The 23,804-nt window shown below is 72.6% G+C and carries 21 protein-coding genes, 1 tRNA gene and 1 other RNA gene; 6 read left to right on the top strand and 17 right to left on the bottom strand.

From position 1 onward, the window contains the following. Positions 1-236: 236 nt before the first annotated feature. A complete protein-coding gene (locus ASC77_RS27155) occupies positions 237-953 on the top strand; it encodes a hypothetical protein (protein ID WP_056150744.1) in 717 nt (238 codons plus the stop codon). 12 nt (positions 954-965) lie between these two features. On the opposite strand, the gene ASC77_RS07745 is transcribed toward ASC77_RS27155, so the two are convergent. The 7 genes from ASC77_RS07745 to ffs all read right to left on the bottom strand — a co-directional run bounded on the left by ASC77_RS07745 (position 966) and on the right by ffs (position 7,141). Continuing rightward, positions 966-2,009: an aspartate-semialdehyde dehydrogenase gene (locus ASC77_RS07745; RefSeq protein WP_056150742.1), complete on the bottom strand. Its 1,044-nt coding sequence runs from the start codon at positions 2,007-2,009 to the stop codon at positions 966-968. Position 2,010: 1 nt separating this feature from the next. Next, the gene (locus tag ASC77_RS07740) at positions 2,011-3,285 is read right to left on the bottom strand and encodes an aspartate kinase (RefSeq protein WP_056150740.1); all 1,275 of its coding nucleotides are present in this window, start codon (positions 3,283-3,285) and stop codon (positions 2,011-2,013) included. Positions 3,286-3,325: 40 nt separating this feature from the next. Beyond that, complete coding sequence (locus tag ASC77_RS07735; protein WP_056150738.1) at positions 3,326-3,937, bottom strand: DUF5063 domain-containing protein; 612 nt, start codon at positions 3,935-3,937, stop codon at positions 3,326-3,328. Beyond that, positions 3,930-4,529, bottom strand: a complete 600-nt coding sequence (recR, locus tag ASC77_RS07730) for a recombination mediator RecR (protein ID WP_056150735.1) — start codon at positions 4,527-4,529, stop codon at positions 3,930-3,932. The genes ASC77_RS07735 and recR overlap by 8 nt, the downstream gene beginning before the upstream one ends. A 10-nt stretch (positions 4,530-4,539) precedes the next feature. Then, complete coding sequence (locus ASC77_RS07725; RefSeq protein ID WP_082574574.1) at positions 4,540-4,917, bottom strand: YbaB/EbfC family nucleoid-associated protein; 378 nt, start codon at positions 4,915-4,917, stop codon at positions 4,540-4,542. Between the two features lie 37 nt (positions 4,918-4,954). Continuing rightward, positions 4,955-6,994 (bottom strand): DNA polymerase III subunit gamma and tau, encoded by a 2,040-nt coding sequence (locus ASC77_RS07720; RefSeq protein ID WP_056150734.1) that lies wholly within the window; start codon positions 6,992-6,994, stop codon positions 4,955-4,957. 56 nt (positions 6,995-7,050) lie between these two features. Beyond that, positions 7,051-7,141, bottom strand: an RNA gene (gene ffs, locus ASC77_RS26055) — signal recognition particle sRNA small type. Positions 7,142-7,254: 113 nt separating this feature from the next. On the opposite strand from ffs, the gene ASC77_RS07715 reads away from it, so the two are divergent. Further along, a tRNA-Ser gene (locus ASC77_RS07715) sits at positions 7,255-7,342 on the top strand. Between the two features lie 71 nt (positions 7,343-7,413). Here ASC77_RS07715 and ASC77_RS07710 read toward each other — a convergent pair. The 8 genes from ASC77_RS07710 to ASC77_RS07675 form a co-directional block, all read right to left on the bottom strand. Beyond that, positions 7,414-8,403 carry a hypothetical protein gene (locus ASC77_RS07710; RefSeq protein WP_056150732.1) on the bottom strand — a complete coding sequence of 330 codons (990 nt, stop codon included), beginning with the start codon at positions 8,401-8,403 and terminating at the stop codon, positions 7,414-7,416. Continuing rightward, the gene (locus ASC77_RS07705; RefSeq protein ID WP_056150730.1) at positions 8,400-10,106 is read right to left on the bottom strand and encodes a hypothetical protein; all 1,707 of its coding nucleotides are present in this window, start codon (positions 10,104-10,106) and stop codon (positions 8,400-8,402) included. The genes ASC77_RS07710 and ASC77_RS07705 overlap by 4 nt, the downstream gene beginning before the upstream one ends. Before the next feature lie 9 nt (positions 10,107-10,115). Next, on the bottom strand, positions 10,116-11,375 hold the full coding sequence (locus ASC77_RS07700) for a S8 family serine peptidase (RefSeq protein WP_056150728.1): 1,260 nt from the start codon (positions 11,373-11,375) through the stop codon (positions 10,116-10,118). Beyond that, positions 11,366-12,796 carry a type VII secretion protein EccB gene (eccB, locus tag ASC77_RS07695; protein WP_056150726.1) on the bottom strand — a complete coding sequence of 477 codons (1,431 nt, stop codon included), beginning with the start codon at positions 12,794-12,796 and terminating at the stop codon, positions 11,366-11,368. The genes ASC77_RS07700 and eccB overlap by 10 nt, the downstream gene beginning before the upstream one ends. A 9-nt stretch (positions 12,797-12,805) precedes the next feature. Beyond that, the gene (eccD, locus tag ASC77_RS07690) at positions 12,806-14,155 is read right to left on the bottom strand and encodes a type VII secretion integral membrane protein EccD (protein ID WP_056150724.1); all 1,350 of its coding nucleotides are present in this window, start codon (positions 14,153-14,155) and stop codon (positions 12,806-12,808) included. Between the two features lie 99 nt (positions 14,156-14,254). Next, positions 14,255-14,551, bottom strand: a complete 297-nt coding sequence (locus ASC77_RS07685) for a WXG100 family type VII secretion target (protein ID WP_056150722.1) — start codon at positions 14,549-14,551, stop codon at positions 14,255-14,257. Positions 14,552-14,579: 28 nt separating this feature from the next. Next, entirely contained in the window at positions 14,580-14,897 is a 318-nt protein-coding gene (locus ASC77_RS07680) for a WXG100 family type VII secretion target (RefSeq protein WP_082574573.1), read from the bottom strand. A 162-nt stretch (positions 14,898-15,059) separates the two neighbouring features. After that, on the bottom strand, positions 15,060-16,433 hold the full coding sequence (locus tag ASC77_RS07675) for a hypothetical protein (RefSeq protein ID WP_156390991.1): 1,374 nt from the start codon (positions 16,431-16,433) through the stop codon (positions 15,060-15,062). A 150-nt stretch (positions 16,434-16,583) separates the two neighbouring features. Here ASC77_RS07675 and eccCa point away from each other — a divergent pair, with 150 nt between their 5' ends. Beyond that, positions 16,584-20,525 carry a type VII secretion protein EccCa gene (gene eccCa / locus ASC77_RS07670; protein ID WP_235547544.1) on the top strand — a complete coding sequence of 1,314 codons (3,942 nt, stop codon included), beginning with the start codon at positions 16,584-16,586 and terminating at the stop codon, positions 20,523-20,525. A 31-nt stretch (positions 20,526-20,556) separates the two neighbouring features. Here the strand turns inward: eccCa and ASC77_RS07665 are convergent, their stop codons facing one another. Continuing rightward, entirely contained in the window at positions 20,557-21,006 is a 450-nt protein-coding gene (locus ASC77_RS07665; RefSeq protein ID WP_056150714.1) for a nuclear transport factor 2 family protein, read from the bottom strand. A 175-nt stretch (positions 21,007-21,181) separates the two neighbouring features. On the opposite strand from ASC77_RS07665, the gene ASC77_RS27150 reads away from it, so the two are divergent. The 3 genes from ASC77_RS27150 (at position 21,182) to ASC77_RS07650 (ending at position 22,248) form a co-directional block, all read left to right on the top strand. Further along, entirely contained in the window at positions 21,182-21,355 is a 174-nt protein-coding gene (locus tag ASC77_RS27150) for a hypothetical protein (protein WP_200944936.1), read from the top strand. Positions 21,356-21,448: 93 nt separating this feature from the next. Then, a complete protein-coding gene (locus tag ASC77_RS07655) occupies positions 21,449-21,745 on the top strand; it encodes a type II toxin-antitoxin system VapB family antitoxin (protein ID WP_056150710.1) in 297 nt (98 codons plus the stop codon). A gap of 11 nt (positions 21,746-21,756) precedes the next feature. Next, positions 21,757-22,248 carry a LytR C-terminal domain-containing protein gene (locus tag ASC77_RS07650; protein WP_235547543.1) on the top strand — a complete coding sequence of 164 codons (492 nt, stop codon included), beginning with the start codon at positions 21,757-21,759 and terminating at the stop codon, positions 22,246-22,248. On the opposite strand, the gene ASC77_RS07645 is transcribed toward ASC77_RS07650, so the two are convergent. Further along, positions 22,241-23,761, bottom strand: a complete 1,521-nt coding sequence (locus tag ASC77_RS07645; protein ID WP_056150705.1) for a potassium/proton antiporter — start codon at positions 23,759-23,761, stop codon at positions 22,241-22,243. The genes ASC77_RS07650 and ASC77_RS07645 overlap by 8 nt on opposite strands. Between the last annotated feature and the right edge of the window lie 43 nt (positions 23,762-23,804).

Here is a 23,804-nt window from a genome sequence, read left to right as displayed (position 1 = left end):
GATGACCAGGCGGGCCTTCGACATCCCGCACGTCTATCGGCCGGTGCATCTACACCCACTCCACGTCCGGCATGTCGTGAGACATCAGTCCGGGATGACGTGAGACATGTGTCCGGGATGTCCTGAACCAGCACACTGTCAGCCCGACAGTGAGGGCCCGGATCCGCATCGCGGATCCGGGCCCTGCTCTGTCTCCGACGTGGTTTCCCGGGCCCCCTCGGTGGAATGCTGGCGACATGGCTGACCAGGAGCGCGACGAGCCGTCGCTCGAGATGCCGCGGCTGCGCCTCCGACGCCCCCGCGGGAAGCGTCGCGCGGCACCCGAGCCGGTGCCGGCCGGCGGTGAGCAGGAGACCGAGGTGCTCCCGCAGGTGGAGGAGACCGCTGCCGCCGCACCGCCGCCCGCCCCGGAGCCGATCCCTGCGCCCGTCGAGCGCTCGTCGGCCACGGTCGTCGAGGAGCGGCCGACCGAGACCACCGTCCAGCTGGTGGCCGTACCACCTCCGCCGGCGCCCGAACCGGAGCCGGATCCCGAGCCCGAACCGAGGCGACGCCGCCCGATCACCCTGCCGCAGGTGGCCGCGTGGCCGGCTGTCGTCGTCACGGGGCTGGTCGTCGGCCTCGTGGTCGTCGGCCTGACCTGGGCGTCGCTGCGGACCTGCGAGAGCATCCAGGGCACCGCGACGTGCGGGACCGCCGGCTACCCGATGCTGGCCCTCGTGCTCGTGGTCGCCGTCCTGGTCGGCAGCCTGCTGCTGCGACTCACCCAGGTGCCCGATCCGGTCAGCACCAGCATCCTGGGCATCGGGGTCGCCTCGGTGCTCGCCCTCGTCTTCCTCATCGACCACCTCGACCAGGCGGCGATGCTCGTGGTGATCCCGGTGCTGTGCGCCGCCACCTTCGCCGGCGCGCACTGGCTCACCACCGCGGTCGTCGAGCCGAGCGACCGCTGAGGTCCGTCGCTCCTAGGAGCGCGAGGCGGCGATCAGCTCCGCGATCTGCACCGTGTTGAGGGCCGCGCCCTTGCGCAGGTTGTCGTTGGAGACGAAGAGCGCGAGGCCGCGCTCGTCGTCGACACCCGGGTCCTGGCGGATCCGGCCGACGTACGACGGGTCCTGCCCGGCCGCCTGGAGCGGGTTCGGGATGTCGGAGAGCTCGACGCCCGGCGCGTCGGCGAGCAGCTCGCGGGCGCGCTCCACCGACATCGGTCGGGCGAACTCGGCGTTGATCGCCAGCGAGTGGCCGGTGAAGACCGGCACCCGCACGCAGATACCGGACACCCGCAGGTCGGGGATGCCCAGGATCTTGCGCGACTCGTTGCGCAGCTTCTGCTCCTCGTCGGTCTCGTTGAGACCGTCGTCGACCAGCGAGCCGGCCATCGGCAGCACGTTGTAGGCGATCGTCCGCTCGTACTTCACCGGCTCGGGGAAGGTCACCGCAGCACCGTCGTACGCCAGCTCGGTGGCCTTGTCACCGGCGGCGGCGACCTGGCCGGCCAGCTCCTCCACGCCGGCGACGCCGGACCCGGAGACGGCCTGGTAGGTCGACGCGATCAGCCGCACCAGCCCGGCCTCGTCGTGCAGCGGCTTGAGGACCGGCATCGCGGCCATCGTGGTGCAGTTCGGGTTCGCGATGATGCCGCGACCGGCGGCGATGACGCCCTGCATCGCCTCGGGGTTGACCTCGGAGACGACCAGCGGGATCGCGGGGTCCTTGCGGAACGCGCTCGAGTTGTCGACGACGATCACGCCGGCGTCCACGAACCTCGGCACCAGCGCCCGCGAGGTGGTCGCGCCCGCCGAGAAGAGGGCGATGTCGAGGCCGGCGGGATCCGCCGTCTCCGCGTCCTCGACGACCACGTCGCGTCCCGCGAAGGGCAGCACCTTGCCCGCGGAGCGGGCGGAGGCGAAGAAGCGGACCTGGTCGACCGGGAAGCCCCGCTCCTCCAGGATCTGCCGCATCGCGACGCCGACCTGGCCGGTAGCACCGACGACACCGATGTTCACCATGTCAGCGACCCGTCCCGCCGTACACGACGGCCTCGACCTCGGTGGAGTCCAGGTCGAACGCCGTGTGCACGGCGCGCACGGCCTCGTCGACCTGCGCCTCGTCGACGATGACCGAGATCCGGATCTCGGAGGTCGAGATCATCTCGATGTTGACGCCGGCCGAGGCCAGCGCGGCGAAGAACCGGGCGGTGATGCCGGGGTGGGAGCGCATGCCCGCACCGATCAGCGAGACCTTGCCGATCTGGTCGTCGTAGAGGAGCTTGTCGTAGCCGACCTCGTCCTGGATCCGCGCGAGGGCACCCATCGCCGACTGGCCATCGGCACGCGGCAGCGTGAAGGAGATGTCGGTGAGCCCGGTCGCGGCGGCGGAGACGTTCTGCACGACCATGTCGATGTTGACCTCGGTGACGGCCAGCGCCTCGAAGATCCGGGCGGCCTCGCCGACCTTGTCGGGCACGCCGACGACGGTGATCTTGGCCTCGCTCCGGTCGTGGGCGACGCCGGCGATGATCGCCTGCTCCATCTCGTGTTCTCCTGCCTTGCTGTCCGGGATGACCCAGGTGCCTTCCTTCTGGGAGAAGGACGAGCGCACGTGGATCGGCATGTCGTAGCGGCGGGCGTACTCGACGCACCGCAGGTGGAGGATCTTCGCCCCCGAGGCGGCCATCTCGAGCATCTCCTCGGTGGAGACCTTCTCGAGCTTGCGCGCGGCCGGGACGATCCGCGGGTCGGCGGTGAAGACCCCGTCGACGTCGCTGTAGATCTCGCAGACGTCGGCGCCGAGCGCCGCGGCGAGGGCGACCGCGGTGGTGTCGGAGGCGCCACGACCGAGGGTGGTGACGTCCTTGGTGTCCTGGGAGACGCCCTGGAAGCCGGCGACGATCGCGATCGCGCCGTCCTTGATCGCCGCCTCGATCCGGCCGGGCGTGATGTCGATGATCTTCGCCTTGCCGTGGGCGGAGTCGGTGATGACGCCGGCCTGGGAGCCGGTGAACGACTGCGCCTTGTGGCCGAGCTGCGCGATCGCCATGGCGACCAGCGCCATCGAGATCCGCTCGCCCGCCGTGAGCAGCATGTCCAGCTCACGGGGCGGCGGCAGCGGCGTCACCTGCTCCGCCAGGTCGCGGAGGTCGTCGGTCGTGTCACCCATCGCCGAGACGACGACCACCACGTCGTTGCCCGCCCGACGGGTGTTGACGATCCGTTGCGCGACGCGCTTGATGCCGGTCGCGTCAGCGACCGACGATCCGCCGTACTTCTGCACGACAATGCCCACGGTGTGGTCCTAGATGCTCGAGGTCTGTCCTCGAGCGATTCTATCGAGACTCGGGATCCACCGATTCGAGTATCTCATCGGCGGCCGCGAGCAGCTCCTCCTCCTCGACCGGCGCATCGGCGTCGAGGCGGTCGTGGGCGACCACGGAGACCAGCGCGTTGAGCGCGGCACCCGCGAGGTTGCCCCAGGAGGAGACGTACGAGAACTGCCACCACCACAGCGCCTCGTCGACGTCGCCGAGCCGGTAGTGGCGCAGCCCGTTCTCGAGGTCGGTCGCGATGCTCGTCAGGTCGTCCGAGAGCTGGCTCTCGACGACCTCGGGCACGTAGGGGTCGAAGACGAACGAGTACGTGTCGAGCCCACCCAGCATCTCGGCCAGCGCCACGCGCATCTCGTCGAGGTCGGCCTCGGGGCCGACGTCGGGCTGGTACTCCGCGATCGGGGTGAAGTCCTGCTGGGCGCCCAGGCGGGCGCCCGCGAGCAGGACCTGGCTGATCTCCAGCAGCAGCAGCGAGATGCTGCGGCCGCCATCGGCCTCGCGGGCGATCGCGCGCAGCGCGATCAGGAAGCTCTCGATCTGGTCGGCGATCTGCCCGGCGAACTGCGCCGTGGCGGGATCGACCTCACTACGGGTCGGTCGGGTCTCAGTCATCTGCGGATCGCCTCCCAGCGAAAGCCCTGCCCAGCGTCACTTCGTCGGCGTACTCGAGATCGCCGCCTACCGGCAGTCCACTCGCCAATCGCGTCACACGCAAGCCGATCGGCTTGAGCATGCGGGTGAGATAGGTCGCGGTCGCCTCACCCTCGAGGTTGGGGTCGGTCGCGAGGATCGTCTCGGTGATGGTGCCGTCGGAGAGCCGCACCATCAGCTCGCGGATGCGCAGCTGGTCGGGTCCGATGCCGTCGATCGGCGAGATCGCGCCGCCGAGCACGTGGTAGCGGCCCCGGAACTCGCGGGTGCGCTCGATCGCGACGACGTCCTTGTACTCCTCCACGACGCACAGCACCGTCGGGTCCCGCCGCGGGTCGCGGCAGATCCGGCACTGGTCGTCCTCGGAGACGTTGAAGCAGATGCTGCAGAACTTCACCTTCGCCTTGACCTCGATCAGCACGTCGGCGAGCCGGCGTACGTCGGTGGGGTCGGCCTGCAGCAGGTGGAAAGCGATGCGCTGCGCGCTCTTGGGACCGACGCCCGGCAGCCGACCGAGCTCGTCGATGAGGTCCTGGACGACGCCTTCGTACAACGCGGACCCGCTAGAAGCCGAGCTGGCCGGGGGCACCGGCCTCGGGGAGGCCACCACCCCCGGTGAGCGGTCCGAGTGCCTCGCCGGCGAGCGCGTCGGCCTGGGCCTTGGCGTCCCGGTAGGCGGCCACGATCATGTCGCTCAGGTCGGAGAGGTCGTCGGCGTCGGCGCCGTCGAAGCCGCCCGCCTTGATCTCGACGCCGACGAGCTCGCCGACGCCGTTGACCGTGACGGTGACGGCGCCGCCGGCGACCGTGCCGTCCACGGTCTGCTCGGCCAGCCGGGCCTGGGCGTTGGCCAGCTCCTGCTGCATCTGCTGGGCCTGCTGCATCAGCGTGTTCATGTCGAAGCCGCCCATGCCGAGCGCCTCCAAGGGGTTCTGGCTCATCTGTGCGCCTCTCGGTCGTGGCTGGTCGTCTGGTGGGTCACTGGTGAGGGATCTCCTCGATCATCTGCGCGCCCAGCTCCCGCTGGAGCAGCTCCGCGGCGCTGACGCCCTGGTGCTCGGCGTCGAGGTCGTCGGGGTGCGCGTCGGCGTCGGCGGTGGCCCAGTCGGGGCCCCGCTGCTCCGGCGGCTGGTCGGCCGAGCGGGTCTGCTGGATCGCCTCGCGCGCGGCGGCGCTGGCGGCCGCGGTGGCCGCCGCCGCGGCCTGCGGGTCGGGTGCGGCCTCGGGCTGCGGGTCCCAGGGGGCCGGGTCGACCGGCGCGGCGGCGGCCGGGGGCTCCGGCGCCGCGTCCGGGACGGCCGCAGTGGCCGCCTTGGTCACCGTCGGGGTGCCCTCGGCCTGGGCGCTCGGATCGACGATCGTGCCGATCTTCCAGCTGGCGCCGACGACGTCGACCGCCGCCTGGCGCAGCACGGCGTCGCACCCGCCGCTCACGAACGAGTCGCGGGCGCCCGCGTTGGCGAAGCCCAGCGTCAGCGTCGTGCCGTCGACCGCGACGACCTGGCAGTTCTGGGTCAGGTGCATCCACGCGAGCCGGCGCATCCCCTTGGTGGCGTCGACGATGTCGGGCCAGAGGCGGCGTACGTCGACGAGCGTGAGCGGGCCGGCGCTCGGGGTCGGTGCCGCGGGCTCGGGCGGAGCCTGGGCCGCGGGGGTCTCGACAGGCTCGACCACCGGAGCCGGCTCGGCCTGTGGGGCCGCCTCGACCACCGGGGCCGGGGCGGTGACGATCTGCGGCTCGAGGACGGGCTTCGCGGGGTCCGGGGCGGACGGCCGGTCGACGGGCGGGGCGGGACGGTCCTGGGCGGGCGGCTGCGGTGCGGCGACCGTCGGGGACGGCGTGCCACCGCTGATCGACATCCGCTTCTCGAGCCGGTCGAGGCGGGCGAGCGCGCCGTTGGCGGCGTCGTCGGAGCCGGGCAGCAGCACCCGGGCGCAGAGCAGCTCGAGCAGCAGTCGCGGCGCGGTGGCTCCGCGCATCTCGGTCAGGCCGGAGGCGACGATGTCGGCGGCCCGGCTGAGCTCGGCGGGGCCGAACCGGGCGGCCTGGGCGACCAGCCGCTCCCCCTGGTCCTCGGAGACGTCGATGAGCCCGGTGGCCGGCGCGTCCGGGACGGCCGCGACGATCACCAGGTCGCGGAGCCGGCGCAGCAGGTCCTCGGTGAACCGGCGGGGGTCCTGGCCGGTCTCGATGACCTTGTCGACGACGCCGAAGACGGCCGCCCCGTCGCCGCCGGCGAACGCCTCGACGACGTCGTCGAGCAGGGTGTCGGGGGTGTAGCCGAGCAGCCCGGTCGCCAGCTCGTAGCTGACCCCGGCCGGGCCGGCACCGCCGAGCAGCTGGTCGAGGACGGACAGGGTGTCGCGCGCCGAGCCCGCACCCGCCCGGACCACCAGCGGCAGCGCCGCCGGGTCGATGGTCACGCCCTCCTTGCTGCACAGCTCGGAGAGGTACGCCGAGAGCAGCCGGGGCGGGATCAGCCGGAACGGGTAGTGGTGGGTGCGCGACCGGATCGTCGGCAGCACCTTGTCGGGCTCGGTCGTGGCGAAGATGAAGCGCAGGTGCGGCGGCGGCTCCTCGACGAGCTTGAGCAGGGCGTTGAAGCCCTGCGTCGTGACCATGTGGGCCTCGTCGATGATGTAGACCTTGTAGCGGCTGCGCACCGGCGCGAAGAACGCCTTCTCGCGCAGGTCGCGCGCGTCGTCGACGCCACCGTGCGACGCGGCGTCGATCTCGATGACGTCGATGGAGCCCGGCCCGCCCCGGGCCAGGTCCCGGCAGCTGTCGCACTCACCGCACGGGTCGGCGATCGGCGCCTGCTCGCAGTTGAGCGCGCGCGCCAGGATCCGGGCGCTGGTCGTCTTGCCGCAGCCACGTGGACCCGAGAAGAGGTAGGCGTGGTTGACCCGGTTGTTCGCCAGCGCGGCGCGCAGCGGCTCGGTGACGTGCTCCTGGCCGATGACCTCGGCGAAGGTCTCCGGCCGGTAGCGGCGGTACAGCGCGAGGGGGGACTCCACGCATGAACCCTAACCACCGGTGCCGACACCCGGTAGCGGGGCGGGTCCGGACATGACAAGGCCCCCCGCGTACCCGACAGAGCTCGCCTACCCTTGCTGCCTTCCGGCCCTGGGGGAGTTCGGCAAGATGCCGCCACGCGGGGGGTTGGCCCGAGTGTAGGTGAGTCGCGCTGGGCGCTCCAAGACGGGGTGCCCCGGCGGCCGGCGGAGCACCCCGGGCCGATTTCGCACGCCGTACGCCGACGGGTACGCTCCTCGGCGGAGGATTCGCCTAGTGGCCTATGGCGCTCGCTTGGAAAGCGGGTTGGGTGAAAGCCCTCAGGGGTTCGAATCCCCTATCCTCCGCCACCGGACGGCGCCGCACTGCGGCGCCGTCCGTCATTTCCGCCGCTCCCGTCCGGCTCGTCGAGCCGATGCGCTCAGTCGGCGCTGCCCTCGGGGAAGGTGACCTGGTCCCCCGTCGGTCCGGGGACGACCTCGCAGCGGCCGGTGGTGGCCTCGCAGGTGATGAGCGGCAGCGTCGAGCCGGCCGTCAGCCCCTGGGCGTCCGCCGAGCCGTCCAGCGCGTAGCCGGCGACCGCGGTGTCGCCGATCCACGACACCAGGTCGACGTGCGGGGGTACGCCGGTGAGCCGCACCCGAGTGCCGTCGGTCGCGACCAGGCGGTCCTGGGGGGCGTAGTCCTCGTAGACGTCCTCGACCGTCCAGCGACCGTCGGGGCTGCGCAGGCCGTCGAGCGCCGCCGGCGGCGCGTCCTCGTCCCGCACCGTGACGTCCCGCGTGCCGAGGTCGATCGCGACGGGGTCGGTGGCACCCCGGTAGTACGCCGTGCCGTCGGCGAAGCCCTCGAGCCGGGGCTCGGCGTCCTCGTAGAGGTCGGCGAGGTCGTCGTCGGAGGAGGGGTCGCCCATGCCCTCCGTGGTCCGGGCGACCTCGTCCCCGGTGGTGGTGTCCACCACGACGACCACGGCCTGCGGCGTGCCGTACTGGTCCTTCTTCCCGGAGCCGAGGTCCATGAGCATCAGGTAGCGGCCGTCGCGGGTGGCTCGCAGGTCGGTGGCGTCGGCGGCCACCTTGCGCGCGGTGCCGTCACCGGTCGAGTAGTAGAGGGGGTCGACGTAGGAGCGGCCGTCCTCGCCGGTCTCGTGACCGCCCGACGTGAAGAAGGCGCCGTCGCCGGCCAGCACGAAGCGGTCGACCTTCGCGCCGACCGTCAGGTCCGAGCCGTCGCCCAGGCGCACGGTGCCGCCGACGGCGTACACGAGACCGGACGTGTCGACGGGGGTATCCGACGACGGCCAGTCGGCGCCGGCCGACCCTCCGCCGCTGTCGGACTCACCGCACGCCGTCAGGCCGCCCACCAGCACGAGCGCGGCCAGCGCGACACCGACCCGACGACCGGCCGTCATCCCAGCCGCCCGGACAGGCGGGCGAACCCGCCGCTGACGTGCTGGTCGGTCGCGACGTAGTGGTGGCTCGCCGCCTCGAGCGCGTCGGCGAGCAGCTCGAGGCCCGACGCCGTCACCCGGGTGTTCGCGGCGACCGGCTCGACGCGACCGGCGACCGCGCTGCTGAACGCGCCCGCCGAGGGCACGTCGCCGAGCAGGTGCGCGGGGAGCGTCACGCCCTCCACGACCCCGCTCTGGGTCTTGAAGGTCGACGCGGGGTCGCCGAGCGCCGCAGCAGCCTTGGTCAGGCTGGCCGGCTCGGCCTCGAGCTCGCCGGGCGCCGGCGCCCCACCGAGCCCGAGGGCACTCAGCGGCGTCTTGGTCATGAAAGGGCTGGCCCACAGCTCGTCGTCGTCGTTGCCGCCGAGGAGGCCGTCGAGCCAGTTGCTGGACTTCGCGTGCTGGTACTCGCTCGACCCCGACTCGTACGTCGCGACGAGCTGGCCGTCGACCTCGACGATGCCCTCCGACATGGTGGGGAAGTCGTAGGAGTCCGCCGAGTCCTTGTCGTAGTCGGCGTGGCCGTGCTGGACGATCATCGTGCTCGAGTTCGTGCGGCCCTCGGACGTGCTGTAGATGAAGCCGTCGTCACGGACCACGACGCCCTGGGTCTGCGGTGGTGTCGTGTACGACGGGGGCGAGCCCGGCACCCAGGACCCGCCGGCGCCCTTCTCGTAGACCCGCAGGGTGCTGGCGTAGAAGTCGCCGACGTACAGCTTGCCGTCCTTGAACGTGGTGTAGGAGGCGTTCACCTTCTCGTCCGGTCCGTCGCCCAGCCCCTGTGACGAGCTGGGGTCGACGGACGCGCCCGACGACGCGCCGCTGATCGCGTCCATCGAGTACGTGTAGACCGAGCCGCCGGAGCTCACGTAGACGTTGTCGCCGTCGACGGTCACGCCGCCCGCGTGGCCCAGGGGCTCGTCCTTGCCCTGGCCGGCCGTGAGGACGACCTCGTTGACCTCCTGCCCGGTGCGCGGGTCGATCACCGACAGCACGGACGGCTCGCCGTCCTTGTAGTAGGTCTGGAGCAGCATCCCGGTGGCCGGGTCGTAGCCCAGCCCCTGCGGGGTGAGTCCGCGGTCGTCGCCGGCCGCCTGGGTGTTCGGGATCAGCGGGCCGGCCGTGCTGCCGTAGTCGTCGAGCCAGTCCTCGGTCTTGTCCAGGCCACGCTCCACCCAGGTCCGGGTGTCGTCGTCCAAGGCGTCGAGGTCGACGTCGCCCGCGTCGCCGGTGAGCACCGCGGCCGCCGCGGAGAGCTGCGCGTCGTACGCCTTCGCGATGTCGGTGAGCTGGGCGCTGACGACCGCCGCGAGGAGGTTCTCGAGGATCGCCGGCATGCCCGGCTCACGGTTGCGCCAGAAGGCGATGGACCGGTCGGCGGCGGTGCAGGTCTGCTCGTAGGCGGTCGCCACGTGGCCGAGGGCGCCGACGGTCTGGATCAGCAGCACGCGTCCACCGAGTGCGCCCTGGAGGACCCCCGTCGTCCGTGCCACGAAGGCGGCCGAGCCGTCGCCCGTCCAGACCGGGATCCCGGCGGCCTCCCGGACCGCGTCGCGGGCGCCCTCGATCGCGTCGGCGGCCCCGACGAGCACCCGGCGACGCTCACGGATCGCCCCGGCGTCACCGGAGGTGATGCGTCGGTAGGGGATCTCCGGGTCGACCACGGTCGCGTCTCAGGTCCGCCGGCGCCGCGCGAGCACCGGCCGCAGCATCAGGGTGACGACGATCAGGCCACCGCCGATCAGCCCCCACCAGACCGCGTTCTCACGCGTGCTCGCGAGGAGGTCGGCCTCGGGCTCCGGCGCGGTCGCCCGGGTCTCGGCGTCGGTGCGGACGACGGTCCGCTCCACCTCACCCTTCTCGGTGGGAGCGAGCGGCCGGGCGAGCGCCTCGTAGGGCTGGACCACGCCCGCGCCCGTGAGCGGGGTCGGGTCGTCGGGGGTGCCGTCGGCCGTGGCGACCAGGCGCGCCACGAGCTGCGGACCCAGGTCGCGGGGGAAGCGCTGCGCCAGCAGCGCCAGCACGCCGGCGACCTCACCTGCCGCGGCGGCGGTCGAGGTGGGCTGGACGACGCAGGTCGCGCCGTTCAGCCCGTAGGACACGGCGTTGTAGGACGGGGCCGCGACCGCCGTCCGGGAGTTCTTGAGCACGTTGGCCAGCGCGCCGTCCGGGTCGCCCGAGGAGTTCACGGCGACCACGTCGGCGTAGCCGGCGGGGAAGATCTTCGGGCCGGCGTCCTCGGTGCGCACCTTCGGGTCGTCGGCGCTGGTGGCGAAGTCCGTCGCGAACTCGGTGCCGTCGTCGGGCCGGTCCCCCGACGCGGCGACCAGGACGACGCCGGCGCGGTGCACGGCCGCCACCGCCTTGCGGAGCGCGGTGTCCTTGCGGACCGCGAAGGGGACCACCGCGACCCTGATGTTGTCGCCTCCCGCCAGCTCGGCAACCCGGCGCAGCCCGGCGGCGAGGGCGTCCGCCGACGGCCTCTCGGCGTCCTCGGCGGAGGTGCCGTTGCGGTAGACCCGCACGTCGACGATCTCGGCACCGGGGGCGAAGCCGACCGCCTGACCGTCCGGTCGCGCGGCGCCGGCGACCAGCCCGGCGACCTCGGTCCCGAGGGGGTCCTCGATCTCGTCGGCCGAGCCGCCCGCGACCACCGTCGCGTGCACGGGGATCGCGCCGCCGAGGACTCCCGGCCCGAGCACGGCGACCCGCACCGGCGTCGTGGCGGCAGGGGCCAGCCGCGCCACGGCCTCCTGGGCCTGCTCGATCCCGAGTGCGTCGTACGTCGCGCTGGCCCGACCGGTCTGGCTGGGTGCGACGGACTCGTCGACGCCGAGGCAGACGTTGTCGGCGGCGTACGCCGGCGCCACCCCGAGCGGGACGACCACGGACGCGAGGCCGACCACCGCAGCGAGCGACGCGGTCAGCCGCATTCGGACTCGTCCTGCTCCACCGGGGGCGAGAGCGCGGCGTCACGGGACAGGTTGACCCCGCAGTCGAAGAGCTCCACCCAGGTGTCCGGCACGACGACCACCGGGTAGTCGCCGTAGCCGAGCGCGTCCGCCACCCCGTCGCCCACGAGGGGGTTGGCGCGTCCCTTGGAGTCGATGAAGAACGGCGCGCCGCGATCGGGGTCGGTCCAGCCGCCGGACAGCACGTAGGCGCCCCGGCCCTTGTCGACCAGCGACTCCTTCTTGCCGACCGGGACCGTGAGGTCGGCGGCCGACTCGCCGGCGGTGCGCAGCCGCACCCGGGGGGTCTGCCCCGCCGTGGCCTCGAGCTCGGCGCACGGGGCGTCGATGCTCTCGTCGGGGACGACCGTCGGCCAGCCGGCGCCGTCGAGCACCGGGTCGCCGCGCGGCACGCGGGGCGTCGCGTCCACCGGCTGCGGCGCGGGGACCGTATTGTCGGGGGCGACGACGTTCGTGTAGACGACGGCCTCGAACGGGTCGAGCTCGACCGGGCCGCTGTCGGTGAGCAGCAGCTCCTCGTCGCCGGCCGTCAGCAGCTCGCCGATCTTGTGGTCGCCGATGATCCCGGCCTCGTCCTGCGCCGCGTAGTCCGGCGTCTGGCCGTAGCGCGTGACGCCGAACGTCTCCCAGTCCAGGGGCGCGCCGACGGGGAACAGGTTGATCCAGTCGCGGCTGACCGGGATGGCGTTGCCGGTCGTCTGCAGGTTGAGGGCCGAGAGGAGGTTGTCGGTCTGGTTGCCCTGCGGCTCGACCGGGAGCAGGACGGCGCCTCGGTCGTCCTCGGCGGCCACGTCGGTGCCGGCAGTGGGCACCACGACGAAGAACTGCCCTCCGTTGGTGACCGTGATGCCGTGCCCGGGCACCGGCGTGGTCGCCGGGTCCTTGGCGATCGTCACGGAGATCCCGGCGTCGGCGGCCGTGCAGGCCGTCCAGCCCGTGTCGATCAGCAGCGAGGGGCTCGGCATGCTCGCGGGTGCGCCCAGGATGCCGATGTCATCGCCGATGCGCTGCTCGTCGATGGTGCTCTGGGCGATCGAGGTCGGCTTGGCGTCGGCACCGAGGATCAGCATGGCGCTGGTGGAGTTGAGGACCGGGCGCAGCTCGGGATCGCTGCCCTCGTCGACGATGACGTACGACGAGCCGGTGTCCTTGGAGACGATCAGGCCCTGCTTCTTCCAGTCGCTCGGAGCCGTCGGCGAGAAGACGCCGGCGATCGCGGCGCCGGCACCCAGCAGCACGGCCAGCGCGAGCCCGCCGACGATCGTGCGGCCGGGCCGCGCGGGCTCGACCTCGCGCCCGCCGGGGGCTCCCGACACGAAGGCGGTGACCAGGCGCCGACGGCTGAACGAGTACGCCTCGACCAGGTCCTTCTTGGTTGCCACGGTGCGCGCCTAGCTCCGGATCGCCGCGAACAGGCCGACCGCGATGACGGTGACCGGGAGCAGCGCCAGCAGGGCGACGCTCTCGGCGACGTCGCCGAGGCGACCACGGCGTACCGACGGCGCGGCGGGCAGCAGCGTGACCGCGAGCAGCACGGCACCGGCCCCGGCGAGCACGACGGCGATCGTCGGGCGCCAGTCCGGGTGCAGCCACAGCGCCGCGACGGCCGACGACAGCAGGCCGACGATGCCGGAGACCAGGCCGACGAGCACCTCGGGTCCGGTGCGGTACTGCCGGGTCCGCAGCATCACGACCAGGGCGCACAGGACCGCGAGGACGGCGCCGGCCAGGCCCAGCGAGACGGCCAGCGGCGCGATCAGCACGAGCAGCAGGCCGACCGTCGCGGAGACGGCGACCAGGATCTCGTGGGCGATGCGGGCGTCGGCGCCGACCCGGCCGGGATCCACGGGGCGGGGCTCCGCGGTGATGTCGGCGACGTTGTAGAGCTGGTCGACGGAGGTCCCGGTCGCGCCGAGCGCGAGCCACGGGAAGACGCTGCCGAGGATGACGACGACGACCAGCGCGACCGTCAGCACGACGGCGGGGTCGAAGTCGGCCGTCTGCATCAGCAGGCCGGTGATCAGGAAGACGTCGCCGGCGACGACGGGTGGGAGCACCAGGGCGCGACCCTGCCCGAGGCCGACCAGGCAGATCAGGCCCGCGGTGGTCGCGGCGCCACCGGCGGCGGCGACCGGGGGTCCGAAGAACTGGCCGTCGGTCACCATCATCAGGCCGGCGACCGCGGCGTACAGCGCGCCCATCCAGGCCACCGCGACGGCGGCCTCGGGCTCGCCCTGCGCCCGGGAGAGCACGATGGCGCCGGTGACCAGGGCGACGGCGACCACGACGGCGGCGACCCCCGCGAGCAGGGAGTCGCGCTGGATGAGGAGCGCGACGGCGCCGAGGGACATGAAGAGGCCTGCGGCCCAGAGAGCGGTACGACGTCCGGCTGCCGGCGACCACGGTCGGAGGTCGTGCTCGACGATGTCGGTCATGGCCTCGACGACGTCGTCGTAGACCCGGGGCGGCTCGTCGTCGACGCCGGCGGCGACGGTGATGAGGCCACCGTCCTCGACGCCCTGGATCACCAGGCCGGCATCGGTGGCGAGCTCGCGGCCGTCGGCGGTGACGAGGCGGTAGCCGCCGTAGACGGTGCCCGCGTCGAGCAGGCCGACGCTGCGGGCCAGCTCGGGCACGAGCTCGGCGACCGGGACGGCGCCGGGGAGCACGAGGTCGACACGACGGGTACCCGACGCGACGGTCACCCGCACCAGGCCCGAGGCCACTGGGGCTTGGGTCATCTCGTCATCCCTCCCGTGATGTCGCTGCCCGTCGTCGGGCCGTGCTCAGTCAGGGAGAGGGGCCGGCGCAGAGCGCCGACCCCTCTCTCCAACGGTGCCTCAGATGTCGAACGAGGCGGCGCCGCGCTGGTCGGCGGCGCGGTAGTCGGCGTTCGACTGGTGCACGGTGGTGCTGGTCTCCTGCAGCAGGTCGCGCATCTCCTGCATCGCGGTGTCCCACTTGGTCTTGGCGACCTGGTAGGACTGCTGCGCGTTACCGGTCCAGTCGCTGCGCAGCGGAGCGAGCTCCGACTCGAGGCGGTTGAGCCGGTCGTCGATCTGCTTGACCGTGTTGCCGAGGTCCTGGGCGGCCATGTCGAGGCCGGCGTGGTTGACGCGAAGTCCGTCGAGAGACATCTCACTCACTTCCTTGTCCGGTGCCCGGTCAGCCGAGGCGACCGGCGACGCGGCTGTAGGTGGAGGACTGCGCCTGGTCCGTGTTGACGTTGTCCTTCTCGGTCGAGGTCAGGGATGCCTGAAACTCGTTGAGGGCGTTGGTGATCACGCGCTGCTTCTCGTTCCACGCCTGGTGGAGCGCGAAGAAGGCGGTGCCACCGGCACCGGCCCACTTGCCCTGGACGCCGGCGATCTGCCCCTCCAGCGTCTTGCTCATCGAATCGAAGTCCTGCTTGGCCTCGGCCACGAGGCCTGCGGCCCGGGTGAGTGTGCCCTCACCCTGTCCCATCTCTGCTGCGCCCGACATAGCGCCAACTCCTTCCCCCGTGGCGGCTGTCAGGCCGCTCGAGACTGATTGTGTTCGTTGATGAACATCAGCTCGGTCCGTAGTTCCCGAGCCGGACAGACGTCGATTACCCGGGGGGTAGGGCGCTAAACCTCACACTCCACAACCTGGGGATGCGGTCCGTCAGCTGCCGAGCGACCAGGTGCTGGCCATCTCCCAGACCTCACGGAACCACCCCGACGACACGACGACGGAGGCGACCACCAGCGCGCCGCACAGGCCCTCGGCGACCTCGGCACGTCGCGACCACCAGGCCGAGCGCCAGCCGCGGCCGGTCGCCACCGCGACGATGACGAGGGCGACCCCGACCAGCACGGCCGCGACCGTCAGCCCGCGCAGGAGGGACTCGCCCAGCAGCCCCAGCAGCACGACCAGCAGTACGACCCAGCAGCCCAGCCCCGCCGTACGCAGCAGGGCGCCGGCGCCGCGGTGGCGGTAGCTCCGGGCGGCGAGCAGCAGGGAGGTGCCGGCCAGGCCGACCAGGCAGCGCGCGCCGATCCGGTCGACCCGGAGGTCGGCGGTCGCGAGCAGCAGGGGCGCGGACAGGAGCGCGACGACAGCGACCGCCGCCGCGGCTGCGGTGAGCATCCGGGCGCCGTGGCCGGCGACGGACGAGACCGCCGAGCGGGGGACGACGGCACGACCGCGCTTGCCGGTGGTGCGCTCGCGCGCCGACCACGCCGTGACGGCGAGGCGCTCGAGATCGATGAGGTACTGGTCCGGCACGTCGACCACCAGGCCGGGCACGACCCGCGCGGCGAGGACCGCGAGCACCAGGAGGATCGACCAGGTGAGCCGGGGCGGAGCGCCCGCGAGGGTGCAGAGCCAGGTCAGGCCGAACACCAGCGCACCGGTCACGATCCAGACCTGGAGCGCCTCGTCCGCCTCGCGACCGAGCGACCGGGCCGTCGCCGCGGCCAGCGCGCAGACCAGCCCGCAGAGGCCGACGATCATCGGGAGCCGCACGGCCTGCGGGTCCCAGGCGAGGGCGAGGGCGGCGGCTCCGGCGAAGGCGGGTGCGGCAACGGCCCGTTGCGCGGCGTACCTCCCGATCGGCAGCACGCCGATCACGCTGGCGGCCAGGAGCACGACGACCGCGGCGGTCCGGAGCCGGTCGGTGCCGGCGGTGGCGGCCAGCCAGCCCGCCGTCACGGCGCACGCGGCCGCGAGGACGGTGACAACCGTCGCCGCGGTGTCGGTACGCCGGTCCGGCGGCGCCGGGGCAGCGGTCCGATGCCCCCGACCGGCGGCAGGTACGACGGAGGTGGTGGCGACCAGGACGTCGCCGGCTCGTACGCCGGCCCGCCCGAGCGGCAGGTCGGGCGGCAGCACCGCGCCGACCCTGCTGCACAGCACCGGCACGGTCGCGAGCCCGGCCTGGCGTGCGTACACCTCCGCGACGTCGACGGCCGCAGCACCGGAGGGCACGACCAGGTCGAGGACGCCGACCGGGCCGTGCACGCTCAGCGCCAGGTCGGCGGTCGCGTTCGTGGTCACGTCGTCCACCTTCCCCAGCGACAGGAGGCGTCAACCTCGCCCGGGCGGGGTAGTTCCCCGGTGGACAGCTCGGCCTACGGGGGGTCGGCACCACAGGGGAGGACTGCGTTGACGACGACGCTGCGCGGCACACGCATGGACGAGCCGGAGATGCCCACCGGGCAGCTCGTCCTTCAGCCGCCACCGCAGATCGAGCCCAACGAGGGCGCGAGCGGCGTGCTCATGAACGCGATCCCGATGCTCGGCAGCCTCGGCTCGATCGTGCTGGTCGCGACCATGGGCAAGGCCAACGGCGGCCGCGGCCTGATCGCCGCCGGCATGTTCCTCTTCGCCACGGTCGGCTTCATCATCGTGCAGCTCGACCGGCAGCGGAAGCAGCGCTCGCAGCAGGTGACCGGGTCGCGGACCGAGTACCTGCGCTACCTCGCCAACGTCCGCAAGGTCGCCCGGGAGGCGGCCGACCAGCAGCGCCGCGCGCTCACCTGGCACCACCCCGACCCGACCGCGCTGCCGGCGCTCGCCGACGAGCGCTCCCGGGTCTGGGAGCACGGCTCGGGCGACCCCGGCTTCCTGCACGTGCGGTACGGCGTGTGCGCGCAGCCGCTCGCCCTCGAGCTGGTGCCACCCGAGAGCACGCCGATCGACCAGGTCGACCCGGCCGCCGCATCGGCGCTGCACCGGCTGCTCGTCGTGCACCGGCTCCAGCCCGACCTGCCCGCGTCGATCGACCTGCGCGCCTTCGACCGGGTCGAGGTCTGCGGACCGGAGGAGCCCGCCCGGTCGCTGGCCCGGTCGCTGATCTGCTCGGCGACCGCCTTCCACGCGCCCGAGCACCTCGCCGTCGCGGTGCTCAGCTCCGAGCAGAACCTGGCGCACTGGGATTGGGTGAAGTGGCTCCCGCACGCCCAGAGCTCCCGGCAGTCCGACGCCGTGGGCCCGATGCGGATGGTGTCGACGTCGCTCGCCGACCTGGCCGGGCTGCTCCCGGCCGACCTGGCCGACCGGCCCCGCTTCGGTGCCGACGAGCGCGCTGCGAGCCCCCACCTCCTCCTGGTGATCGACGGCGGCGAGCTGCCGCCCGGCAACCACGTCGTACCCCCGGACGGGCTGCACGGCGTCACCCTCATCGACCTGCCCGCCCGGTGGGACGAGCTCGAGGACCCGACCCGGCTACGCATCCAGTTCGACGACGCGGCCGATCTCGACGCGCACGGTCGGCACGGCGTGCACGCGCTGCGGCTGCGCGAGGAGCCCATCAAGGCCCGGGCCGACGTCTGCCCGGTCGCGACCGCGGAGGCCTTCGCCCGCCGCCTGACCCCCCTGCACACCGTGGCCTCCGGCGTGGTCGAGTCGACCGGCGAGATCGCCGGTCCCACCGACTTCATGGAGCTGCTGGCGCTCGGCGACGTGCACTCCTTCGACCCGACCCGGGCGTGGCGCCCGCGGCCGGCGCGCGACCGCCTGCGGGTGCCCATCGGCCTCGGCGAGGGCGGCTCGGTCGTCCACCTCGACATCAAGGAGTCCGCCCAGCAGGGCATGGGCCCCCACGGTCTCGTCATCGGCGCGACCGGCTCGGGCAAGTCGGAGTTCCTGCGCACACTGGTGCTCGGCCTCGCGATGACGCACTCCCCCGAGCAGCTCAACATGGTGCTCGTCGACTTCAAGGGCGGCGCGACCTTCGCCGGCATGACCGGCATGCCGCACGTCTCCGCGGTGATCACCAACCTGGAGCAGGAGCTCACCCTCGTCGACCGCATGCAGGACGCCCTGTCCGGCGAGATGGTGCGCCGCCAGGAGCTGCTGCGGGACGCCGGCAACTTCGCGTCGATCCGTGACTACGAGAAGGCACGTACGGCGGGCGAGGACCTCGCCCCGATGCCATCGCTCTTCGTGGTGGTCGACGAGTTCTCCGAGATGCTGTCGGCGAAGCCCGAGTTCATCGACCTCTTCGTGGCGATCGGTCGGCTCGGCCGCTCGCTCGGCCTGCACCTGCTGCTCGCGTCGCAGCGGCTCGAGGAGGGACGGCTCCGCGGCCTGGAGTCACACCTCTCCTACCGGGTCGGCCTGCGCACCTTCAGCGCCACCGAGTCCCGCTCGGTCCTCGGCGTCCCCGATGCCTACGAGCTGCCGGCCGACCCGGGCCTCGGCTACCTCAAGCCCGACCCGGCGACGATGCTGCGCTTCAAGTCGGCGTACGTCTCCGGGCCGCCGGCGCAGGCACTGGTGCGCCGCGACGAGGGCGGCCACGTCCGCGGCATCCTGCCCTTCACGATCTCGGAGGTGCAGAGCCTCGACCTGCCGGAACCCGAGGCGGAGCCCGTGGTCGCCCAGCCCGGGCCGGCCGAGACGGAGTCGCTCTTCGCCATCGCCGTGCGCCACATGGAGGGGCAGGGCACGCCGGCCCACCAGGTCTGGCTGCCGCCGCTCGACGCACCCGACACGCTCAACGACCTGATGGCCGACCTGGCCCCGGATCCCCAGCTGGGCCTGGTCTCCGGGCACTGGCGCGGGTTCGGCGGGCTGGTCGTCCCGCTCGGCACCGTCGACCGTCCGCGCGAGCAGCGCCGCGACACCCTCACCGTCGACCTCAGCGGAGCGGGCGGTCACGCGGCCGTGGTCGGCGGACCCCGCAGCGGCAAGAGCACCACGCTGCGCACGATCGTCGCGAGCATGTCGTTGACGACGACGCCGCAGGAGTCGCAGTTCTTCGTGCTCGACTTCGGCGGCGGCACGTTCTCACCGTTCGTGAACCTCCCGCACGTCGCCGGCGTCGGCACCCGCGCCGAGCCCGACGTCGTACGCCGCATCTTCGCGGAGGTGCGCGGGATCGTGGACCGGCGCGAGGCCTACTTCCGTGCCAACGGCATCGACTCGATCGAGACCTACCGGGCGCGCCGGGCCGCCGGTCGCGTCGACGACGGGTACGGCGACGTCTTCCTGGTCGTCGACGGCTGGAGCACGCTGCGCGCCGACTTCGACGACCTCGAGGCCGAGATCCAGCAGCTCGCGACCCGCGGCCTGACCTTCGGCCTGCACGTCATCGTCGGCGCCGCCCGCTGGGCCGACTTCCGGGCCGCGATGCGCGACCTCTTCGGCACCCGGCTCGAGCTCCGCCTGGGTGACCCGATGGACTCCGAGATCGACCGCAAGGTCGCCGCACTGGTCCCGAGCGGCCGCCCGGGCCGCGGCCTGGTGCAGGGCAAGCTGCACTTCCTGGCCGGTCTGCCGCGCATCGACGGGGTCAACGACGCCGACAGCCTCGGCGACGGTGTCGAGAACCTGATCAAGCAGGTCAGCGCGGCCTGGTCGGGCCCGGCCGGCCCGAAGCTGCGGCTGCTGCCCGAGCGCATCTCGCTCGACGACGTTCGCGCCCTCGGGGCACAGAGTGCCGGTCCCCGCGAGCTGCTGCTCGGCATCAACGAGAAGGACCTCGGCCCGATCGGGCTCGACGTCGACGCCGAGCCGCACCTGCTCATCTTCGGCGACGGCCAGTCCGGCAAGAGCGGCGTGCTCCGGGCGTACGCGCAGGAGATCATGCGGACCCGCACCCCCGAAGAGGCGCAGCTGGTGGTCGTCGACTACCGGCGCTCGCTGCTCGGTGAGGTGCCGGACGAGTACCTCCTCAGCTACCTGACCTCCGGCACCCAGGCACAGCCCGGGCTGCAGGAGCTCGCGACGTACCTCGAGGGTCGGATCCCCGGGCCCGACGTCACGCCCGAGCAGCTGCGCGGCCGGTCGTGGTGGACGGGCGCCGAGGTCTACGTGCTCATCGACGACTACGACCTGGTCGCGACCCAGCAGGGCTCGCCGGCGCTCACGCTCGCTCCGTTGCTCGCCCAGGCGCGCGACGTCGGGCTGCACGTCGTCGTCGCCCGTCGCTCGGGCGGTGCCTCGCGCGCGCTCTACGAGCCGGTCATCCAGGGCCTGCGCGACCTCGCGATGCCGGGCCTGCTGCTCTCCGGCAGCCCGGAGGAGGGCCCGCTCCTCGGCAACCAGAAGCCCCAGCCCGCCCCGCCCGGCCGCGGCCGTCTGGTCTCCCGCGACCGCGGCGTCGAGGTCGTGCAGATGGCGTGGAGCGAGCCGAGCCTGTGAGGTGCCCCGGCCTGAGGCCGGTCGAGGTCCCTCAGACGTGCGTGTGCTCCCCCGGCCCGTTGACCTTGGTCCCGGGCAGGTCCTTGAGGTCGTAGGTCACCTCGAACGTACGGCGGTAGCCGGTGTGGGCGACCCGCCAGCCGTCCGGCGTCCGGGCGTAGCGGTCGGAGTAGAAGGCCGCACCCTCGAGCATGAACTGGAAGGCCGGGACGATCACCTTGTCCTGGAGGTACCAGCGCGCCGTCGCGGTGTCGCCGTCGACCGCGATCTCGGGGTGGTGCACCTGGTGCATCGTCAGGAAGCCCTCGCCGAGGTTCTCCTTCATGTACGCCACCAGCGCGTCCCGGTTGTCGAAGAGCAGGCCGTTGTAGTCGCCGGTCGCCTCGGGGAGGAAGCAGTCGGCGAACTCGTCCCACGCCTTGGTGTCCAGGGTGCGGAGGTAGCGGTACTTCAGCTGGCTGATCGCGGTGATGTCGTCCACAAAACTAGAACGTATTCCAGTTCTGGCCCCAGCGACACCGGAAACGTTTGACCTGCTTGTAACGCAGGGTCAACCTCCCGGCGATCTGAACGATCCAATCTTGTTCTCGAACGGGCGTCCCATCCACCGACGACCGGACACCGCACTGATCACCACACCCGATCCGGAGGCCATGATGGACGAGCAGAACACCACCGACACACCGATCGACCGCGTCGCTGAGCAGCGCGCCCTGCTGCGCCTGCGGCACTCCGCGGCGCTGACCAACCTGATGGTCGAGCGCACCGACCTGCGCGGCGTGCACGCACTGGCCGACACCATCGACGACGCCATCCGCTGGTCCGCCTGAGCCGCCCCCTCGCGCCGCCGGGGCGGGGTGTCGCACCCACGGCCCCGGCGCACGGGTCCCGCCCCGGACGAGGGTCGTCGTTATAGTCGCCGCGTGATCTTCAAGCGCGTCGGGGTCGGAAGGCCCTACCCGGACCACGGGCTGTCGTCCCGGGGCTGGGCAGCCGTGCCGCCGCGCCAGATCCGCCTCGACCAGCTGGTCACCACGAAGGACACCCTGCAGCTCGCCGCCCTCCTCGACGAGGACTCGACCTTCTACGGCGACCTCTTCGCCCACGTCGTGGAGTGGCAGGGCGAGTACTACCTCGAGGACGGCCTGCACCGCGCGCTCCGCGCCGCCCTCCAGCAGCGCAACATCCTGCACGCCCGCGTGCACACGATGGAGGGCTGATGAGTCAGGCGATGCGCACGACCGTCACCCTGGTCGTGCTCGGCGCGCTGCTGGTCGTCGGAGCCGTCTGGGGCTGGCACGCGACCATGGAGCCGCTGCCGGCCAAGGTCGACAGCCCGATCTGCGTCGACACCGACGTGGCCGCCGGCGAGAAGGTCTTCCCCCAGCAGGTCGTCGTGAGCGTCTACAACGCCAGCCAGCGCGAGGGCCTCGCGGGACGCACCATGGGGCTGCTGACCGACGAGGGCTTCGTCAAGGGTCAGGCCGGCAACGCCGCGAAGGCCAAGGTGTCGACGGCCGCGATCTGGACGACCGACCCGGAGAGCCCCGACGTACGCCTGGTCGCCTCCTACCTCGGACCCGACGTCGACATCGAGCGTCGCGACGGCGTGGGGGTCGGCGTCACCGTCGTGGTCGGCGACGACTTCAAGGAGCTGTCCGCCGGGCGTCGCGCCGTCCGCGCGACCGACGACGCCCAGATCTGCAGCCCGCCGGTCAGCTAGGGCGGGTACGCCGGTCCTTCTCGCCCAGCCACTGCGCGAGTCGACCGTGCGCGCTGATCTGGCGCAGCCGCTCCTCGGTCCGCTCGCGCAGCTTGCGGGGGGTGACGACCAGGAGGTCGTCGCCGTGCCGGAGCACGGTGCGCTGCTCGGGGATGATCGTCCGGCCTTCGCGGATCACCATCGACACCGACGAGCCCTGTGGCAGTCGCAGCTCGCCGACCTCGACGCCGTGCATCTTCGAGGCCGGGCTGATCGTCACCTGGAGCAGGTCCGCGGCGATCCGCTCGAGCGGCGCCGCCTCCACCTCGAGCCCGCGGGGCTCGGAGCGTCGGGCGACCTTGAGGACGCGCGCCACCAGGGGCAGCGTCGGTCCGGTCAGCAGCGTGTAGATGACGACCATGACGAAGACGATGTCGAAGAGCCGCTCGGACTGGTCGATGCCCTCGGCCAGCGGGATGGTCATCAGCACGATGGGCACCGCACCGCGCAGGCCGGCCCACGAGATGAAGCCCAGCTCGCGCCAGGGCATCGGCTGGACGACGGCACTGATCAGGACGGAGAGCGGCCGGGCGACGAAGGTCAGGATCAGGCCGGCCACCACGGCGAGCCCCACGGTCTCCAGCGTGATCCGGCTCGGCGAGAGCAGCAGCCCGAGCATCACGAACAGCCCGATCTGGGCCAGCCACGCCACGCCCTCGGCGAAGGAGCGGGTGGCCGCTCGGTGCGGGAGCTCCATGTTGCCGAGCACCAGGGCCGACACGTAGACGGCGGCGAAGCCGGAGGCGTGGACGGACGTGGCGACGCCGTACCCCAGGAACGTGAGCGAGAGGACGGCGAGCGGGTAGAGGCCGGACGACGGCAGCGCCGCGCGGCGCATCACCCAGGCGCCACCGAAGCCGGCCGCCAGCCCGATGGCGGTGCCCGCCGCGAGCTCGTAGCTGATGATGCCGAGGAGGGCCAGCGGTCCGTGCTCGTCGACGGCGCCCGAGGCCACCAGCGTGACGAGCACGACCGTCGGCGCGTCGTTGAGGCCGGACTCCGCCTCGAGCGACCCGGTGAGCTTCTTCGGCAGCGGGACGACCCGCAGCACCGAGAACACGGCGGCCGCATCGGTCGGCGAGGTCACCGCACCGAGCAGCAGGGCGAGCTCCCACGGGAGCCCGAGCAGGAAGTGGGCACCGAGCGCGACGACGGTCACCGACATGGCGACGCCGATCGTGGCCAGCGAGACGCCGAGCCGGATCGAGGGACGCATCTCGCGCCAGCTGGTCGTGAGTCCGCCCTCGGCGAGGATGATCGCCAGGGCGGCGAAGCCCAGCGCGTGCGCGAGCTCGGCGTCCTCGAAGTGGATGCCGATCGGGCTGGCCTCGCCCAGCGCGACACCCATGAGCAGGTAGATCAGCAGGCTGGGGAGCCCGGCCCGCGAGGAGAGCCGGACGGCGAGGATCGCCAGGAGCGTGACCGCAGATCCGACGAGCACGAACGTGTCGAGCTCGTGGACATCGAAAGACACGGGTCACCTCGGCGTTCGTCGGGGCGGCGGGACCGCAGTCTAT

The organism is Nocardioides sp. Root1257 (assembly GCF_001425175.1).
Taxonomy (GTDB): Bacteria; Actinomycetota; Actinomycetes; order Propionibacteriales; family Nocardioidaceae; genus Nocardioides.
The sequence above is the reverse complement of the archived record's forward strand: the minus strand, read 5'-3'. Positions and strand labels throughout refer to the sequence as shown.